This window comes from Nocardioides acrostichi, assembly GCF_015319165.1.
Lineage (GTDB): Bacteria > Actinomycetota > Actinomycetes > Propionibacteriales > Nocardioidaceae > Nocardioides > Nocardioides acrostichi.
The window spans coordinates 69,163-85,338 of record NZ_JADIVZ010000011.1; the positions used below are offsets into that span (position 1 = coordinate 69,163).

Sequence of the window (16,176 nt, forward strand, 5' to 3'; positions counted from 1 at the left end):
CGAGGGCGCGGCCGGCCCCTCACCCGTCAGGCCATCGGCAGTCGCCGCTCGCTGCGCGGCAGCTGGGCGTAGCCGCGCTGCACGGCGGTGCGCAGGAGCTCGCGCTCCCACGGCCACTCGGCGGCCTCCAGCGCCTTGTCGACGGCGACGCCGCTCTGGGCGAGGTGCGTGATGGTGCCGGCGATGACGGCCAGATCGGCCCGCTGCTCCTCGACGAAGGCGCGATCGACGACCGCGCCGTGGCCGGGCACCACCAGCGAGGCGCGGGTGGTGAGTGAGAGCAGGACGTCGAGCGTGGGCGCCCACTCCAGGGGGAAGGCATCCGCACCGATGCCCGGGGGCCCGGCCTCCTCGACCAGGTCTCCGGCCAGCACGACGTCGACGTCGGGCACGCGGACCACCAGGTCGCCGCCCGTGTGCCCGCGGCCGGGGTGCACCAGTTCCAGCGCCCGGTCGCCGAGGTCGATGAAGGCGGCAGAGGAGAAGAGGTGGTCGGGTGTCACGACCTCGGTGGCGAGCACGTCGTCGCGGTGGGCCTCGTCGATCTCCGCCTCGTAGGCGGCCTTGAACCGAGCGGCCGTCTCGAGCAGTTCGGCGCCACACCCCTCGTGGGCGTGCACGGGCAGGTCGTCGCCGAAGGCCTCGCGGAACGCTGCCGTGCCGAAGCAGTGGTCGTAGTGGGCGTGGGTCGCGACCACCGCGACCACCGAGCCGGCGCCGAGGCGGCGGACGTCGTCGACCACGCGTCGTCCGGCCGCGGCGGAGCCGTGGGTGTCGACGACCACGAGTCCGCGCTCACCGCCGATTGCCGTCACGTTCACGTCGCACCACGGGTGGCGGCCCACCCAGACCCGCTCGGCCACCTCGGACCACGTCGCCTCGCTCACGCACCCACCGTAGGCCGCTCGGCCGGGGGAGTCAGCCGACGCCTCCGATCTGATCGGTTGGACGTGTGACCGACCGGAGCAGCATGTCCCGTCCCGGCGCGACGCCACCGGACGATCGGTGGTGGGATCGCCAACCGCGTGCCGTGCGCATGGCGCTGCCGCTCGTCTGTGGTCTGGTGGGTTGGTTCGCGGTCAGGGTCGGTCCCGATCTCTTCGACGACGGCTCCACCGCGAAGTACGCCTACCTGGCGGCGGTGTGGATCGTGCTGGTGGTGTTCCTGGTCGTGGCGGTGCTGCGCGCTCGCCGTCGGCTGGGCGGGGAGGGGCAGCTCGGACTGCTCCGTCGGGCTCTGCGCACCGGTGAGGTGCCCGAGGGTGCCGACCGGGAGGCCTGGCGCCGAGAGCTGGCGCGCCGGGTGCGCGCCCAGCAGGACATGGGCATCGTGGTGCGCGTGGGCGATGTCGTCTTGCTCGCGCTCACGGCCGCGATGGTGGTGCTGGGCGTGGTGCTGACGATCACCGTCTCGGTGGGGGTCGGTCTCGGCGTGGTCCTGACGGGACTGCTGCTCGCGCTGACGGTCTGGCTCGCTGCTCGCTTCCGTCGCCGACGGCAGGAGCGGCTGCGGGTCCTGGTCGACGTGCTCTGACACGCCTCCGGCGGCCCGGGGTGTCGCGCCCTAGTAGGCTTGGCACTCGGGAGACACGAGTGCCAATCGACCCGGAGGTGAGCGCATGCAGTCCGACCGCAGGCTGGCCGTGCTCCGGGCCATCGTCGAGGACTACGTGTCGACCGAGGAGCCGGTCGGCTCCAAGGCGCTGGTGGAGCGGCACCGGCTCGGTGTCTCCTCGGCCACCGTGCGCAACGACATGGCGGTGCTCGAGGAGGAGGGGTACATCACCCAGCCGCACACGAGCGCCGGCCGGGTGCCCACCGACAAGGGCTACCGGCTCTTCGTCGACCGGCTGAGCACGGTCAAGCCGCTGAGCAGCGCCGAACGCCGCGCCATCTCGACCTTCCTGGACGGCGCGGTAGACCTCGACGACGTCGTGGGGCGCTCGGTGCGGCTGCTCTCGCAGCTGACCCGGCAGGTCGCCGTCGTGCAGTACCCGAGCCTCTCGCGCTCCACGGTGCGACACGTCGAACTCGTCGCGTTGACCCCCGAGCGGCTGCTGGTGGTGCTGATCCTCAGCTCGGGCCGGGTCGACCAGCGGGTGGTCGAGCTCGCGGCTCCGCTCACCGACGACGACCTCACCGACCTGCGCAGCCTCGTGCTGCACGCCAGCGTCGGCCAGAGCGTGGCCGACGCCGTGCTGGGGCTGCGGGCGAGCGCGCCGGTGCCGGGCCAGGCCGTGGCCACGGGGGCCGTCGTCGAGACCCTCTGCGCAGCCCTCGCCGACGGCCCGTCCGACCAGCGGGTCGCCGTCGGCGGGGCCGCCAACCTGGCCCGCTACGGCGACAGCTTCGACACCGCCGTGCGGCCGCTGCTCGAGGCGCTGGAGGAGCACGTGGTGCTGCTCCGGCTGCTCGGTGAAGCGGCGCCGGGCGGCACCGTCACCGTGCGCATCGGCGCGGAGGGCCCCTTCGAGGAGTTCGCCTCGACCAGCGTCGTCACCACCGGCTACGGGCCCGAGAGCGACTCGCTCGCTGCGCTGGGCATCGTCGGCCCGACCCGCATGGACTACCCGGGCACGATGGCCGCCGTCCGCGCGGTCGCCCGCTACGTGAGCCGCATCCTCGACGAAGGCTGACCCGGCTACCCCCGACCACCCAGACCGCAGACCCAAGAAGGAACACGAGTTGAGCCAGGACCTGTACGAGATCCTCGGAGTGTCGCAGGACGCCGACGCAGCGGCCATCAAGAAGGCCTACCGTCGGCTCGCCCGCGAACACCATCCCGACGTGAATCCGGACCCGGCGAGCAAGGAGAAGTTCAGCGAGGTCTCCCGCGCCTACGAGGTGCTCTCGGACCCGCAGAAACGTGCGGCCTACGACCGCGGTGGCGATCCGTTCGGCGGCGCTGGGGCGGGTGGTTTCGGCCAGGGCGCCGGGTTTTCCTTCACGGACATCATGGACGCCTTCTTCGGAGGCGGTGGCCAAGGCGGCGGCCAGGGTCGTGGTCCGCGTCCGCGCGTACGTCGCGGGCAGGATGCGCTGATCCGGCTCGAGGTCGAGCTCGCGGAGGCCGCCTTCGGCACCACGCGGGAGATCAAGGTCGACACCGCGGTGCGGTGTACCGCCTGTGGTGGCGAGGGCGCCGCGCCGGGCAGTCACCCGCAGCCGTGCGAGACCTGTCGCGGCCAGGGCGAGGTCGCGCACGTGCAGCGCTCGTTCCTCGGCGAGATCCGCACCCTGCGCCCGTGCGCCGCGTGCCGGGGGTTCGGCACGGTGATCCCCGACCCGTGCCGGGAGTGCTCGGGCGATGGCCGGGTCCGCTCGCGTCGTCCGCTCACCGTCAAGATCCCCGCCGGCGTCGACACCGGCACCAGGGTGCAGCTCACCGAGCAGGGCGAGGTGGGTCCGGGCGGCGGCCCGGCCGGTGACCTCTACGTCGAGATCCACGTGGCCGACCACGCGGTGTTCAAGCGGCACGGCAACGACCTGCACTGCACCGTGTCGGTGCCGATGACCGCGGCCGCGCTGGGCACCCAGCTCACGCTCCCGACCCTCGAGGCCGATGTGCTCGCGAACAAGGACATCGGCGACACGCAGACCGACCTCGAGACCGACTTCGAGCTGGAGGTGAAGCCGGGCACCCAGTCGGGCCACGAGCAGGTGCTGCGCGGTCGGGGCGTGCCCGGGCTGCGTGGTGGGCGCGGCGATCTGGTGGTCACCGTCGCCGTCGACACCCCCACGCGCCTGGACCCGCGCCAGGAGGAGCTGCTGCGCGAGCTGGCCGCGATCCGTGGCGAGGAGTCGCCGGAGGGCACCGTGAAGCCCGGCACCAAGTCGGTCTTCGGCCGGCTGCGCGACGCGTTCAACACGCACTGACGCCTGCTCGAGGACGACGAGACCATGAGCCTGCCGGTGCACCTGGTCGACTCGCTGGCCGGGGCGCGCGGAGGCGACGTCGTGGTGGTCGAGGGCGACGAGGCCCACCACGCGGTCGCGGTGCGGCGACTGCGGGAGGGTGAGTTGGTCGTGCTCACCGACGGGCTGGGTATCTCCGCCACGGGCACGATCGTCGGAACCGCGAAGCGCCGGCTCGAGGTGCGCCTCGACGAGGTCGCCACGGCTCCGGAGCCCACGCCGTCCGTCACCGTGGTGCAGGCGCTGCCGAAGGGCGACCGGGGCGAGCTGGCCGTCGAGGTGCTCACCGAGATCGGGGCGGCGCGCATCGTGCCCTGGGCGGCCGAGCGCAGCGTGGCGGTCTGGAAGGGTGAACGCGCCGAGCGGGGTCACGCGCGCTGGAGCAGCACCGCGCGAGAGGCCACCAAGCAGGCCCGCCGAGCCTGGCATCCGCAGGTGCTGCCGCTCACCCGCACCGAGAAGGTGCTCGATCTCATGCGTGACGCGGCGCTCGCTGTGGTCTTGCACGAGGAGGCGACGACTCCACTGGCCGGGCTCGAGGTGCCGGGGGAGGGCGACGTCGTCGTGGTCGTCGGCCCCGAGGGCGGGCTCACCGGCGCCGAGGTCTCCGCCTTCACACAGGCGGGTGCGCTCAGTGTGCGGCTCGGCAGCGAGGTGCTGCGCACCTCCACCGCCGGTGTCGCCGCTGTCGCGGCACTGCTCTCCCGCACCGCCCGCTGGACTGCGACTTCCGGCAGTTGAGCCGGGCGCCGGTGGTCGAGCAGGGAGTCGGCGCGCAGCGCTGACGCACCGGTGGTTGAGCCGTGAGGAGCACCAGCGACGAGCGCGTCGTCCGGTGGTTGAGCCGTGAGGCCGTCCACGGCCGAGCGCGTCGAAACCCCGTACGGCGCTGGCGCGCCGGTGGTTGAGCCGTGAGGAGCTCTAGCGACGAGCGCGTCGTCCGGTGGTTGAGCCGTGAGGCCGTCCACGGCCGAGCGCGTCGAAACCCCGTATGGCGCTGTCGCACCGGTGGTTGAGCCGTGAGGAGCGCCAGCGACGAGCCCGTCGTCCGGTGGTTGAGCCGTGAGGCCGTCCACGGCCGTGCGCGTCGTCCGGTGGTTGAGCCGTGAGGCCGTCCACGGCCGAACGCGTCGAAACCCCGCAACGGGCAAGGCAACATCTCCTCCACAGATCCCCCCCAGACCTTCCGATAGAACAGGTGTTCGACTAGAATCGGGTCATGACCACGGCGCCAGCACCCCAGCCCTCAGAGCTGCTGGCATGTGCGGTGTCGGCGCAACGCGAAGCCCAAGCCGCCGAGACCCGGCTCTGGGAGGCGGCCGCGGAGTGGTGTGCCGCGCACGCCGAGGGGCATGTGCCGGACTGTGTCGCCGGTGGCCCGCTGGGCATCGTGACCGATGAGCTGCTGGCGGCCTATGAGGTCGAGGGTGGTGATCGGCTCATCGGGGCCGGTGGCCCGGGCACGCCGCTGGTGGCTCAGTTCGCGATCATCGAGCTCGCCACCGCACTCGGACGCTCCGATGCTTCGGGTCGGGCGTTCGTGGGTGCGGTGATGGAGACCCGCTTCCGCCTCCCACTGCTCTGGGAGGCCATGACCTCCGGACGCGTGGCTCCGTGGCGGGTACGCCGCATCGCCGAAGAGACGATGAAGGTCGGTGCCGAGGCTGCCGCCTTTGTAGACCGGATGATCGCACCCATCGCGCACAAGACCGGCCTTCGCGCCCTCGACGGCCTCGTCGCCGACGCCATCGCCCGCTACCAGCCCGAAACCGCTGAGGCCGACATCGCCGACGCCCACGCACAACGGCACGTCACCATCGAGCTCGACCAACCCGGCCAGGGCGCAATCTGCGCGTTCGACGGCCTCGTGCGGCTCGACGGACTCCTCGACCGCGCCGACGCCGAGGATCTCGACCACGCCCTACGCCACCTCGCCGCCGAGCAGTCCGCGCTCGGCTCACCGCTGGACCTCGGCGAACGACGTGCCGCCGCCCTGGGCCAGCTCGCGCGGAACCAGACCATGCTCGACCTCGGCGGCGGAGTGACCCATGGTGTGGTTTCGACGCGCTCGGCCGTGGACGGCCTCACGGCTCAACCACTAGCCCCGCCGGTGGTTTCGACGCGCTCGGCCGTGGACGGCCTCACGGCTCAACCACCAGGCTCGGTGGTGGTTTCGACGCGCTCGGCCGTGGACGGCCTCACGGCTCAACCACCAGCCCCGCTGGTGGTTGAGCCGCCGGATGCCGAAGGCGAAGGCGTGTCGAAACCACCCCCACCCACCACGATCCCCGCGCGCCAACTCGTGTTGCACGTGCGCCTCTCCGGCGAGGCCATCACCGGCACACCATCCGTCGATCCCGCCACCGGCGCACTGGGCATCCACCTCGCCCGCGTCTCCACCCACACCGGCACTCACCGAGCGACTGTGACCGCGGACCAGGTCGCTGCCTGGGTCGGCAACCCCGACACGAAGGTCGTCGTGAAGCCGATCGTGGATCTGGCCGACACGGTCGCGGTTGATGCCTACGAGATCCCCGACCGCATCGCCTTCCGAGTCAAGGAACAACGCCAGACCTGCGCCTTCCCCTTCTGTCAACGCACAGCCCTGCGCGCCGACCTCGACCACATCGACGAATACGTCCCACCATCAGAAGGCGGGCCACCCGGCCAGACCTCCACCGACACACTGGCGCCGCTGTGCCGCACCCACCACCGCGCCAAGACCCACCCCAGCCCCAGCCACCAGGCAGGCCGGTCCGAGAGACGCTGGAGATACCGCCGCATCCGCCCCGGCACCTACCTCTGGACCAGCCCCCACAGCCGGACCTTCCTCGTCGACCCCGACGGCACCGAACACCTCACCTGAACCTCATCCGGCGAGCCCGCACCCCGGGGTGCTCGTCCGGCGGTGCCCGCCGAGCGTGGCCGAGTCTCCACCGAGGCCGGAGTCACTCGTTCGCCAGGTCGCGCCGATACTCCCTACCGGTCTTGCCGCCGAGGTCGGCCGGGTCGGCCGCCCCGACCGCGATGAACCCGGCCTTGAGGAGTACGCGCGTCGACGCCACGTTGAGGTCGCTGGTGGCTGCCGAGAGGTGATGCACAGCGTGCTCGCGTGCGGCGATCCGACACAGTTCGACCAGGCCCGCCGTCGCCCTGCCGCGTCCCGCGATCCGTTGCGCCACCCGGTACCCGACTCGCGCCGAGCCGGGTTCGATCCCGTAGAGGTTGAACCGGCCGCCGACCCGGCCCTCGTCGTCCAGCATCAGGTGGAAGGCGCACGTGCCGGCGGCCTGGTCTGCCAGATCCGCCTCGAAGTGTGCTCCGAACCGCTCGAACCACTCGTCACCCCGATCAGACACGTGGCGAGCGAACCACGCACGGTTGTCGAGCTCGAAGGCGAGCACCAGGTCGGCGTCGTCGCGTCGCAGCGCCCTCAGGGCGACCGACGGCCTCACGGCTTCAGCGTGAAGGCCTTGGTGTCGGAGGTGGGGTCGAAGCCCTCGCCGCCGGACTGGTCGTCGGTGGAGGCCTCGAAGGTGTACTGGCCGGCCGGCAACCCGGAGAGGTCGACCTGCACCTCCCACGGGAACAGCTGGCCCATGTACCCCTCGGCGGTGGCGAAGCCCTGCTTGACGACCTTGCCGGAGGAGTCGCTCACCTGCCAGGGCACGTTGCCCTCGGGTGAACTGGCCACGCCGGATGCGGTGAAGGTCGCGGGCTCGGTGGAGTCCTGTTCCGGTGCGGTGACGTTGACCAGTGCGAGCACGTTCAGTTGCGGCGCGTTGCCGAGGCCGTCGGCGGTGTCGATGCCGAGCAGTCGCACGGGGGAGCCGGAGGCGTCGACGACGGTGACGGGGTCGCGGCTCTGCAGCGCGCCCTGCGCGGTGTAGATGAGGGCCTGTACGGCCAGTCGGGCGGTCTTGCGCGACATGCCGGACGGACGGTCGGTGGGCGTCCCGGCCTCGACGGTGACCGTGATCCGGTCGCCGTCGTGGCTCACCGACGCGATGCCGGCGTCGGTGGGGAAGAGGGTGCGGTAGTCGGGATCCAGCGGCACGCCCGAGACCGCCATCGATGCGGCACCGGTGGCCAGGTCGCCGCTGACCTTGCGGAACTCGCGGAAGAGGCGGGTGCCCTGGGGCGTGTCACCCGCGTAGTACACCGGCACGGTGCCTGCCGGAGCCGGGTCGTCATCGGTGCCGTCGCTGCCCCCGCTCGCACTCGCGCTGGCACTCGCGGTGGAGGACTCGCTCGCGCTCGGCGAGGAGGTGTCGGTGGCGCCGGTGACCGGTCCGGACGCCGGGTCGGTCGCGCTGTCGTCGGAGCCGCACGCGCTGAGTCCGAGGGCGCCGACCAGGGCCAGTGTCGCCAGGCTGGCGAGGTGACGGCGGGGGAAGGTGCTCCCGAAGGTGCTCCCGAAGGTGCTCATGGTGCTCCAGTCGGTCGGGGAAGTGACTGATGGTGCCACAGTGACTGCTGATACCAGCGTGACTGATGTTACTCGACCACGATGGTCCGGGTGTCGGACGTCGGGCCGGGCCCCTCGGTTCCGCCGGTGGGGTCGTCGGTGCTCGCCACGAACGTGTAGGTGCCGGGGGCCAGGTCGGACACGTCGATCCTCGTGTGCCACGGGTAGAGGCGAAGACCGTCGCCGCCACGAGCCTGGGCGCTGTACCGCTTCACCACGGTGCCCGTGGAGTCCAGGATCTTCCATGGCACCGAGCCCTCGAACGACGACGCACGCCCGCGGGCGGTGAAGGATCCCGAGACCACCGTGCCCTCGCCGGGGTCGCTGATGGAGACCAGCGCGAGCGCGTCGAGGTCGTCGCGATCGGGCTGCACCGTGATGCTCAGCGAGCTGTCGATGCCCGGGTCGCTCGCGGCATCCGGCGCGGTGAGCGTGACGGGTACACGCCGTCCGAGCACTCCCCACGCCGTGTAGGCGGCCTGGTCGACGGCTCGGTTCGACAGGGAGGACGGGGGCACGGTCAGCGTGAAGGTGACCTCTCCGGAGCCGATGGCGACGGCGTCGATCTCGCCGTCGCCGAAGGCGGTGCGGTAGTCGGGGTCGAGGGGATCCTCCCCGAGCAGGGTCTGGATCATCTGCGCGGGCTGGCCCTGCACCTCGCGGAACTCCCGGAAGAGGCGCACGCCGCTCGGGGTCGAGCCCAGTTCGTAGGCCGCCTGCACCGCCGAGCTCTGTCCGACACCGGCGGTGGGGGCCGGTACGGTCGCGGTGGAGTCGCTCGCGGCCGGCCCGGCCGGGTCGACGACGCGCTGATCGCCGAGCTGACCGACGACGGCGACGGCTGTCACGGCGGCCGCCGCCGCGACGAGGGCGCCGCCCCCGGCGCACCAGCGACGGCGACGCGAGCGGGCCGCCCGCGTGCGCTTGCGAATGGCCGTCAGCCGGTCGGGTGGGTGCACGTCGGAGACGGCCTCGCCCAAGAGACGGGTCAGCTCGTCGGGTCGTTGGCTCATCGCTCCGCCTCCAGGTACGGCGCGAGCAGCTCGCGCAGCCTGGCCGAGCCGCGCGAGGCGTGGCTCTTCACCGCACCCCGGCTGATCCTTAGCGTGTCGGCGATCTCGGCCTCGGAGAGTTCCAGGTAGTGCCGCAGCGCCAGCACGGCCCGCTGACGTTCGGGCAGCCGGGCCATCGCGGCCAGGACGGCGTCACGCCGGTCGCCTTCGAGCGTGGCGGCGTCGGGCGTCGTCGGGGCAGGCTCCACGCGCCGCGTCGCCACGTGACGCTCGACCACCCCGCGGTGTCGCAGCACGGATCGCGACTTGTTGACGACACTCTGTCGCAGGTAGGCCAGCGCCTTGTCGGGGTCGCGCAGCCGCGACCACCGCGCGTGCATGGCGACGAAGGCGTCCTGCACGACCTCCTCGGCGGCGCCGGAGTCGTTGAGCAGGAGCGTCGAGAGCCGCACCAGGCCGCGCCAGTGCGCGAGGTAGAGCGCGTCGAGTGCCTCGTCGGCGCCCCACTGCTCGCGCGCGGACTCGGTCACGACCCGGACGCCGGGCACGGCGCGGGGAGCGAGGAGGAGTCCATACGAGGTCACGCTAGTGGCACGCATCGCCCCGGGCGTCGGTTGACACGACGGAGCACCTCAGAAGTAAAGAATCACGCGCAGGACGGCGAAGAACACGGGCAGACCGAACACCACGAGCAGGAACCACGCCATGATCCGGTGCGCCGGCCGGGATCCGTCGAGGCGTCCGGCGAACTCGAGCAGCGCACCCTCTTGTGTGTGGTGCGTTAGCCCGATGGACCGGGCGTGCTCGGGCAGTGCGTGACCGGGGAACCAGGAGGGCTCGGTGTCGTCGTCGTGATCCTCGGGGTCGTTCTCGGGCCAGTCCTCACGCAGCGCGTCGGGGGAGCCCATGGGGCCACGGTACGTCGTCTGGCTGTGAGGGGGCTGGGGGTCCGCTGCGCCGCGCGGGAATCGCGGTGGAGGCCCGTCGGTTGCTGGCCGTAGCATGACGAGCAGGCGTTCCGTCGACCCGACCGGCGGCCGGACCGCCAGACCAGACCCCCGGAACAGAGAGGGCCCGCACCCGGGCACCGATGACCGACACCACCACCCCGCCTCCCGCGCGCTCCCGGCACACCGTGGTCGTGCCGAACAGCATCGACATGGTGAGCCTGCTCGGCCCGGGCGATGCCCACCTCGGGTTCATCGAGCGGGCCTTCGACGTCGACCTGCACGTGCGAGGCAACCGGATCACCATCGAGGGCGACCAGGGCGAGATCGCGCTCGTCGAGCGGCTCCTCGACGAGCTCGTCGCGGTGCTGCGCACGGGTCAGTCCGTCACCGGCGAGACCGTGGAACGGGTGCTGGCGATCCTGCGCACCGAGACCAGCGAGCGCCCGGCCGACGTGCTGAGCCTGAACATCCTCTCCAACCGCGGGCGCTCGATCCGACCCAAGACGCTCAACCAGAAGCGGTACGTCGAGTCGATCGACACCCACACGGTCACCTTCGGGATCGGTCCGGCGGGCACCGGCAAGACCTACCTGGCGATGGCCAAGGCGGTGCAGGCGCTCCAGGCCAAGGAGGTCTCGCGCATCATCCTGACCCGTCCCGCGGTCGAGGCCGGCGAGAACCTGGGCTACCTGCCCGGCACCCTGAGCGAGAAGATCGACCCCTACCTGCGCCCGCTCTACGATGCGCTGCACGACATGGTCGACCCCGAGTCGATCCCCAAGCTCATGGGCGCCGGCACCATCGAGGTCGCGCCGCTGGCCTACATGCGCGGTCGCACGCTCAACGACTCCTTCATCATCCTCGACGAGGCGCAGAACACGACCCCGGCGCAGATGAAGATGTTCCTGACCCGCCTCGGGTTCGGCTCCAAGATCGTGGTCACCGGTGACGTCACCCAGACCGACCTGCCCGGCGGGGTGCGCTCGGGCCTGCGCATCGTCGAGGAGATCCTCGACGGCGTCGACGACATCGGCTTCCACCGGCTCACCAGCGCCGACGTGGTGCGGCACAAGCTGGTCGGCAAGATCGTGGCCGCCTACGACGAGTGGGACGCCGTCCAGCAGGTCCAGGAGCAGTCGCGCAGCGCGCCTGCCGGTCAGGGGCGCGGCACCTCCGCGGAGTCCAGGGCGCGCCGCCGATGAGCATCGAGATCCTCGACGAGTCCGGTCGCGGGGTCGACGTCCGGCACCTGACCCAGCTCGCCCGCTTCGTCATGGACCGCATGCGCGTGCACCCGCAGGCCGAGCTGTGCGTCACGTGCGTCGACGAGCACACCATCGCCGAGCTCAACGCGAAGTGGATGGAGAAGGAGGGGCCCACCGACGTGCTCGCCTTCCCGATGGACGAGCTGCGGCCTGGTCTGGTCGACACCGAGCCGGAGGAGGGCGTGTTGGGCGACCTGGTGCTCTGCCCGCTCGTGGCCGAGCGCCAGGGCGAGAGCGCCGGGCACGGCACGAGGGCCGAGCTCGAGCTGCTCACCACCCACGGCATCTTGCACCTGCTCGGCTACGACCACGCCGAGCCCGAGGAGCACCGGGAGATGTTCGGGCTGCAAGACGACCTGCTGGCCGCCTGGCGAACCGACGCCCGATGATCGGCTCTGCTCCGGGGTCGCTGCTGCTGGCTGCCCTCTTGGTCGTGCTCGCCGGTGTCTTCTCCGCCGCCGACGCCGCGGTGGGCACCTTCTCGCGTGCCCGCGCCGTCGAGCTGGCCGACGAGGGCCGGGCCGGCGCCACGCGGCTGCTGCACCTGCTCGACGACGCCCCGCGCTACCTCAACACCGCGATGCTGCTGCGGATGGGCTGCGAGATCTCGGCCATCGTCATCGTCACGCGGCAGGTGCAGCGCATCTACCACGGTGCGGGCTGGGCCAGCGCGCTCACGACGATCGGTGTGATGCTGCTGGTGTCGTTCGTGGTGATCGGCGTCGGCCCGCGCACGCTGGGCCGCCAGCACTCCGAGAACGTCGCCCTCTTCTCGGCTGCCCCGCTCTCGGTCATCACCCGGGTGCTCGGCCCGGTGCCGCGGCTGCTCATCCTGCTCGGCAACGCCATCACCCCGGGCAAGGGCTTCTCGGAGGGCCCGTTCTCCACCGAGACCGAGTTGCGCGAGCTGGTCGACCTGGCCGAGGCCTCCGAGCTGATCGAGGCCCAGGAGCGCAAGATGATCCACTCGGTCTTCGAGCTCGGCGACACCACGGCGCGTGAGGTGATGGTGCCGCGCAACGACGTCGTGTTCGTGGAGCGGCACAAGAACCTGCGCCAGACGCTCTCCCTCTTCTTGCGCAGCGGCTACTCGCGGCTGCCGGTGATCGAGGAGAACCTCGACCACGTGGTCGGCATCGCCTACCTCAAGGACATCGTGCGCCGCGACTTCGAGGATCCCGACGTCGAGTTCACCCAGCGCATCGAGTCCCTGATGCGCGAGCCCGTGTGGGTGCCGGAGTCCAAGCCGGTCGACGACCTGCTCAAGGAGATGCAGGCACGCCGCCAGCACGTGGCGATCGTCGTCGACGAGTACGGCGGCACGGCGGGACTCGTCACGATCGAGGACATCCTCGAGGAGATCGTCGGCGAGATCAGCGACGAGTACGACGGCGACGAGGTCGCCGTCGACGAGGTCGAACCCGGCGTCTTCCGGGTCTCGTCGCGCTACCCGGTCGACGACCTCGAGGACATCTTCGGCGACGATGTCGAGGAGGAGGACGTCGACTCCGTCGGCGGTCTGATGGCCAAGCACCTCGGCCTCGTGCCCATCCCCGGCAGCTCGGTCGAGGCGCACGGCCTGCGGTTCGTGGCTGCCTCCGTGGCGGGGCGGCGCAACAAGATCGACACCGTGCTCATCAGCCGGTCGGGACAGGCTCTCGACGACGACCACGAGGAGGACGAGTGAGCGACCAGCTCTCCGCCGAGGACAAGAAGCTCGCGACCCTGGCCCGCGCCACCCGCGCCCGCACCGGCGCGGCCGAGGGTGCCGCCGTCCGCGACTCCGACGGTCGCACGTACGCCGCGGCCACCGTCGACCTGCCCTCGCTGCAGGTGAGCGCGCTCGGCGTCTGCGTGGCGATGGCCGTCGCCTCCGGCTCCGCCGGCCTCGAGGGCGCTGTGGTGCTCACCGACGCCGGCGCGGTGGCCGGCCCCGACCTCGACGCCGTCCGCGACTTCGGCGGAGCCGATATCCCGGTGCACCGCGGCGACCTGCGCGGCACCCTGGTCGAGACCGTCACCACCTGAGGCGGTACCGACGAGGAGGCCCGCATGGAACGAGACCACCTGCTGGCCGCCGTCGACGCCGCGTTCGTCGTCACGGGCGCGGACACCCCGCCCTGGCCAGACCCGTGGCCCGACCGAGATGTCCCGGACGCGGCTTACTCGGTCGTGTCCGACCCCGCCAAGTGGCGCTACGCCGGCGCACGGGCCGCGGCGTGGTCGGCCACATTGGTCGAACTCGGGCTGGCCGTGCGTGCGGACGCCGACCCCGCGTCGCTCCGGCAGCGGCCGGGCATCCACGTCGACGCCGCGTCCTGGCTGAGGCCGACCCGGCCCGGTTGTGAGCCTCTCCTGGTGCGCGGCATCGAGGCGATCGACGGCCTGGCCACCTGCGTGGAGCTCGGTCTGGGGGATCCGGCCGAGGGCTACCTGGAGACCGACTGCCAGTGCGACGCGTGCGACTGGGGCTCGGCGTCGCTGGCGGAGATGATCGACGACGCGTTCGTCGACGTCGTGCTCGGCGACGTGGTCGTGCTCGTCCACGGTGGGGCCCGGGCCGTATGCCGCCCCCGGCAGGAGACCGGGTTCGGCTGGACCCGCGGCCAGCCGCGCCACCCCGACTTCGAGACCTCGAGCGCCGACGCCGCAGCGGTCCTGAGCGGCCGCCCGGTCTCGACCGACTACGACCGGATCGTGCGTAGCCGTCCTTGGGCTGTGAATCCCTGAAGATTTCTGAGAAAAACCGAGATAAAGCCTGAGAATCTTCGGCGGTTTCGTGTTTCGCCCGTCGGGGTGAGTGGACTGAACCGGTGGTCTGGGTCAACGATCCTGGGATGGCCACGACAACCACACGTCCCTCCGCGGCCGCCGGCGACGAGGGCCACGAGCTCAAGCGTCACGTCGGCATCGTCGGGCTCCTCTTCGCCAGCGTCGGCTCCATCATCGGGTCGGGATGGCTGTTCGGCGCCCTCAACGCCTCCCGCGAGGCCGGGCCCGCGGCGGTCATCTCGTGGGCGCTGGGCGGCGTCCTCATCCTCTTCCTCGCCCTGGTCTACGCCGAGCTCGGCACGATGTACCCGCTCAGTGGTGGCGTCGTGCGGTTCCCGCACATGTCGTTCGGCAACTTCGCTTCGTTCACCGGCGGCTGGATCACCTGGATCGCCGTGGCCACCACGGCACCGATCGAGGTGGCGGCGGCACTCCAGTACGGCACCAAGTACGCGCCCTTCACCGAGGAGCACACGGTCAACGGCGAGACGGTGCACACGCTCACGGCCCTGGGCTACGGCGCGGCCGTGGTCTTGATGGGCGTGTTCGTCGTCATCAACTACTTCGGCGTGCGCTGGTTCGCCCGTATCAACAACGTGCTGGTCGGCTGGAAGATCTTCATGATCGTGCTGGTCATCGGGGCCTTCCTCCTCACCGCGTTCCACGGGCAGAACTTCACCGACGAGGGTTTCCGCCCCTACGGCTGGCACGGCGTGTTCACCGCCGTCGCGACCAGCGGCATCGTGTTCTCGTTCCTCGGCTTCCGGCAGGGGATCGAGCTGGCCGGCGAGACCGACAACCCCAAGCGCAACGTGCCCATCGCCGTGGTGGGGTCGGTGCTGATCACCGCGGTGCTCTACATCCTGCTCCAGATCGCGTTCATCGGCTCGCTCGACCCGTCCGTGCTCGCCAAGTCGGGTGAGTGGGGCAAGCTCAACTTCGCCAACGACTTCGGTCCTTTGGCCGCCGTCGCGACCGCGCTGGGTCTCGGCTGGCTGGCGGTGTTGCTCTACATCGACGCCATCATCTCGCCCGGAGACACCGGCCTCATCTACACCACCGTCACCAGCCGCATCACCTATGCCATGGCCCGCAACGGGAATGCCCCGAAGACCTTGGCCAAGACCAACGCCAAGGGCGTGCCGATGCTCGGTCTCGGTGTCGCGTTCGTGGTGGGCCTCGTCGCCTTCCTGCCGTTCCCGAGTTGGCAGCAACTGGTGGGGTTCATCACCTCGGCGACGGTGCTGTCCTTCGCCTCCGGCCCGCTCGTGCAGGTCGCGCTGCGGCGTCAGATGCCCGATGCCGAGCGACCCTTCCGCCTCCCCGGCGGACACGTCATCCCGTTCCTCGCCTTCTGGGGATCCAACCTCATCGTCTACTGGAGCGGCTGGACCGTCGTCTGGAAGCTCATGGTGGCCGTGCTGATCGGCTTCGCGCTGCTCGGCGTGTTCGCCCTGACGGGCGGCCTCAAGGGTCAGCGGCTGGACTTCAAGGCCGGCTCCTGGGTGCTGCCCTGGCTGGTGGGCCTCACGCTGGTCTCGTACTTCGGCAACTACCCCGAGCCCAGCACGGGCAACCGGGTGGACCTCGGGTTCGTGTCGTCGATCCTGCTGCTGGGCCTCGTCTCGGCGGGCGTGTACGTGATGGCCTACTTCCTGCGGCTGCCGGACGAGCAGGCGCGCGGCTACATCGACGACGTGGTCTCCGAGGCCGCGGTCGAGGACGCCGAGCTCGGCTCGGGACACTGATCCGCGCGTCGTCGGCGCCGTCGACGCCGACGACGTCGCCGGGTG

The 16,176-nt window shown here is 71.3% G+C and carries 17 protein-coding genes; 11 read left to right on the forward strand and 6 right to left on the reverse strand.

Annotation, left to right across the window (positions count from 1 at the left end; all coding sequences use genetic code 11):
• Positions 1-26 precede the first annotated feature (26 nt).
• Positions 27-887, reverse strand: coding sequence for an MBL fold metallo-hydrolase (locus ISG29_RS16935; protein WP_194504640.1), 861 nt, complete (start codon positions 885-887; stop codon positions 27-29).
• 83 nt (positions 888-970) lie between these two features.
• Between ISG29_RS16935 and ISG29_RS16940 the strand changes: the two genes are divergently transcribed.
• The 5 genes from ISG29_RS16940 to ISG29_RS16960 all read left to right on the forward strand — a co-directional run bounded on the left by ISG29_RS16940 (position 971) and on the right by ISG29_RS16960 (position 6,781).
• The gene (locus ISG29_RS16940; RefSeq protein WP_194504641.1) at positions 971-1,534 is read left to right on the forward strand and encodes a hypothetical protein; all 564 of its coding nucleotides are present in this window, start codon (positions 971-973) and stop codon (positions 1,532-1,534) included.
• Positions 1,535-1,619: 85 nt separating this feature from the next.
• Positions 1,620-2,636, forward strand: coding sequence for a heat-inducible transcriptional repressor HrcA (gene hrcA / locus ISG29_RS16945; RefSeq protein ID WP_194504642.1), 1,017 nt, complete (start codon positions 1,620-1,622; stop codon positions 2,634-2,636).
• A 49-nt stretch (positions 2,637-2,685) separates the two neighbouring features.
• Positions 2,686-3,876, forward strand: a complete 1,191-nt coding sequence (gene dnaJ, locus ISG29_RS16950) for a molecular chaperone DnaJ (protein ID WP_194504643.1) — start codon at positions 2,686-2,688, stop codon at positions 3,874-3,876.
• A gap of 24 nt (positions 3,877-3,900) precedes the next feature.
• Complete coding sequence (locus ISG29_RS16955; RefSeq protein WP_194504644.1) at positions 3,901-4,656, forward strand: 16S rRNA (uracil(1498)-N(3))-methyltransferase; 756 nt, start codon at positions 3,901-3,903, stop codon at positions 4,654-4,656.
• Between the two features lie 478 nt (positions 4,657-5,134).
• Positions 5,135-6,781, forward strand: a complete 1,647-nt coding sequence (locus ISG29_RS16960; protein ID WP_194504645.1) for an HNH endonuclease signature motif containing protein — start codon at positions 5,135-5,137, stop codon at positions 6,779-6,781.
• Positions 6,782-6,863: 82 nt separating this feature from the next.
• Here ISG29_RS16960 and ISG29_RS16965 read toward each other — a convergent pair whose 3' ends face one another.
• The 5 genes from ISG29_RS16965 to ISG29_RS16985 form a co-directional block, all read right to left on the reverse strand.
• Positions 6,864-7,370, reverse strand: a complete 507-nt coding sequence (locus ISG29_RS16965; protein WP_207793273.1) for a GNAT family N-acetyltransferase — start codon at positions 7,368-7,370, stop codon at positions 6,864-6,866.
• Positions 7,367-8,344: a Gmad2 immunoglobulin-like domain-containing protein gene (locus ISG29_RS16970; protein ID WP_194504646.1), complete on the reverse strand. Its 978-nt coding sequence runs from the start codon at positions 8,342-8,344 to the stop codon at positions 7,367-7,369. The genes ISG29_RS16965 and ISG29_RS16970 overlap by 4 nt, the downstream gene beginning before the upstream one ends.
• Positions 8,345-8,412: 68 nt before the next feature.
• Positions 8,413-9,396 (reverse strand): Gmad2 immunoglobulin-like domain-containing protein, encoded by a 984-nt coding sequence (locus tag ISG29_RS16975; protein WP_194504647.1) that lies wholly within the window; start codon positions 9,394-9,396, stop codon positions 8,413-8,415.
• A complete protein-coding gene (locus ISG29_RS16980; RefSeq protein ID WP_328829621.1) occupies positions 9,393-9,980 on the reverse strand; it encodes a SigE family RNA polymerase sigma factor in 588 nt (195 codons plus the stop codon). The genes ISG29_RS16975 and ISG29_RS16980 overlap by 4 nt, the downstream gene beginning before the upstream one ends.
• Before the next feature lie 48 nt (positions 9,981-10,028).
• Complete coding sequence (locus ISG29_RS16985) at positions 10,029-10,304, reverse strand: hypothetical protein (protein WP_194504649.1); 276 nt, start codon at positions 10,302-10,304, stop codon at positions 10,029-10,031.
• A 182-nt stretch (positions 10,305-10,486) separates the two neighbouring features.
• Between ISG29_RS16985 and ISG29_RS16990 the strand changes: the two genes are divergently transcribed.
• The 6 genes from ISG29_RS16990 (at position 10,487) to ISG29_RS17015 (ending at position 16,131) form a co-directional block, all read left to right on the forward strand.
• Positions 10,487-11,548, forward strand: coding sequence for a PhoH family protein (locus ISG29_RS16990; RefSeq protein WP_194504650.1), 1,062 nt, complete (start codon positions 10,487-10,489; stop codon positions 11,546-11,548).
• The gene (gene ybeY, locus ISG29_RS16995) at positions 11,545-12,000 is read left to right on the forward strand and encodes an rRNA maturation RNase YbeY (protein WP_194504651.1); all 456 of its coding nucleotides are present in this window, start codon (positions 11,545-11,547) and stop codon (positions 11,998-12,000) included. The genes ISG29_RS16990 and ybeY overlap by 4 nt, the downstream gene beginning before the upstream one ends.
• A complete protein-coding gene (locus tag ISG29_RS17000; RefSeq protein ID WP_194504652.1) occupies positions 11,997-13,298 on the forward strand; it encodes a hemolysin family protein in 1,302 nt (433 codons plus the stop codon). Before ybeY ends, ISG29_RS17000 begins: the two co-directional genes overlap by 4 nt.
• On the forward strand, positions 13,295-13,639 hold the full coding sequence (locus ISG29_RS17005) for a cytidine deaminase (protein WP_194504653.1): 345 nt from the start codon (positions 13,295-13,297) through the stop codon (positions 13,637-13,639). The genes ISG29_RS17000 and ISG29_RS17005 overlap by 4 nt, the downstream gene beginning before the upstream one ends.
• A 24-nt stretch (positions 13,640-13,663) precedes the next feature.
• Positions 13,664-14,341 carry a DUF6226 family protein gene (locus ISG29_RS17010; RefSeq protein WP_194504654.1) on the forward strand — a complete coding sequence of 226 codons (678 nt, stop codon included), beginning with the start codon at positions 13,664-13,666 and terminating at the stop codon, positions 14,339-14,341.
• A 107-nt stretch (positions 14,342-14,448) separates the two neighbouring features.
• A complete protein-coding gene (locus tag ISG29_RS17015) occupies positions 14,449-16,131 on the forward strand; it encodes an APC family permease (RefSeq protein ID WP_194504655.1) in 1,683 nt (560 codons plus the stop codon).
• The last annotated feature ends 45 nt before the right edge of the window (positions 16,132-16,176 follow it).

What these genes read in the sequence shown, in the direction of transcription:
- ISG29_RS16960 (WP_194504645.1), top strand. Translation starts at nt 5,135, where the DNA reads ATGACCACGGCGCCAGCACCCCAGCCCTCAGAGCTGCTGGCATGTGCG.
- ISG29_RS17000 (WP_194504652.1), top strand. Translation starts at nt 11,997, where the DNA reads ATGATCGGCTCTGCTCCGGGGTCGCTGCTGCTGGCTGCCCTCTTGGTC.
- ISG29_RS16975 (WP_194504647.1), bottom strand. Translation starts at nt 9,396, where the DNA reads ATGAGCCAACGACCCGACGAGCTGACCCGTCTCTTGGGCGAGGCCGTC.
- ISG29_RS16990 (WP_194504650.1), top strand. Translation starts at nt 10,487, where the DNA reads ATGACCGACACCACCACCCCGCCTCCCGCGCGCTCCCGGCACACCGTG.
- ISG29_RS17015 (WP_194504655.1), top strand. Translation starts at nt 14,449, where the DNA reads ATGGCCACGACAACCACACGTCCCTCCGCGGCCGCCGGCGACGAGGGC.
- ISG29_RS17010 (WP_194504654.1), top strand. Translation starts at nt 13,664, where the DNA reads ATGGAACGAGACCACCTGCTGGCCGCCGTCGACGCCGCGTTCGTCGTC.
- ISG29_RS16955 (WP_194504644.1), top strand. Translation starts at nt 3,901, where the DNA reads ATGAGCCTGCCGGTGCACCTGGTCGACTCGCTGGCCGGGGCGCGCGGA.
- ISG29_RS16985 (WP_194504649.1), bottom strand. Translation starts at nt 10,304, where the DNA reads ATGGGCTCCCCCGACGCGCTGCGTGAGGACTGGCCCGAGAACGACCCC.
- hrcA (WP_194504642.1), top strand. Translation starts at nt 1,620, where the DNA reads ATGCAGTCCGACCGCAGGCTGGCCGTGCTCCGGGCCATCGTCGAGGAC.
- ISG29_RS16970 (WP_194504646.1), bottom strand. Translation starts at nt 8,344, where the DNA reads ATGAGCACCTTCGGGAGCACCTTCGGGAGCACCTTCCCCCGCCGTCAC.
- ybeY (WP_194504651.1), top strand. Translation starts at nt 11,545, where the DNA reads ATGAGCATCGAGATCCTCGACGAGTCCGGTCGCGGGGTCGACGTCCGG.
- ISG29_RS16940 (WP_194504641.1), top strand. Translation starts at nt 971, where the DNA reads ATGTCCCGTCCCGGCGCGACGCCACCGGACGATCGGTGGTGGGATCGC.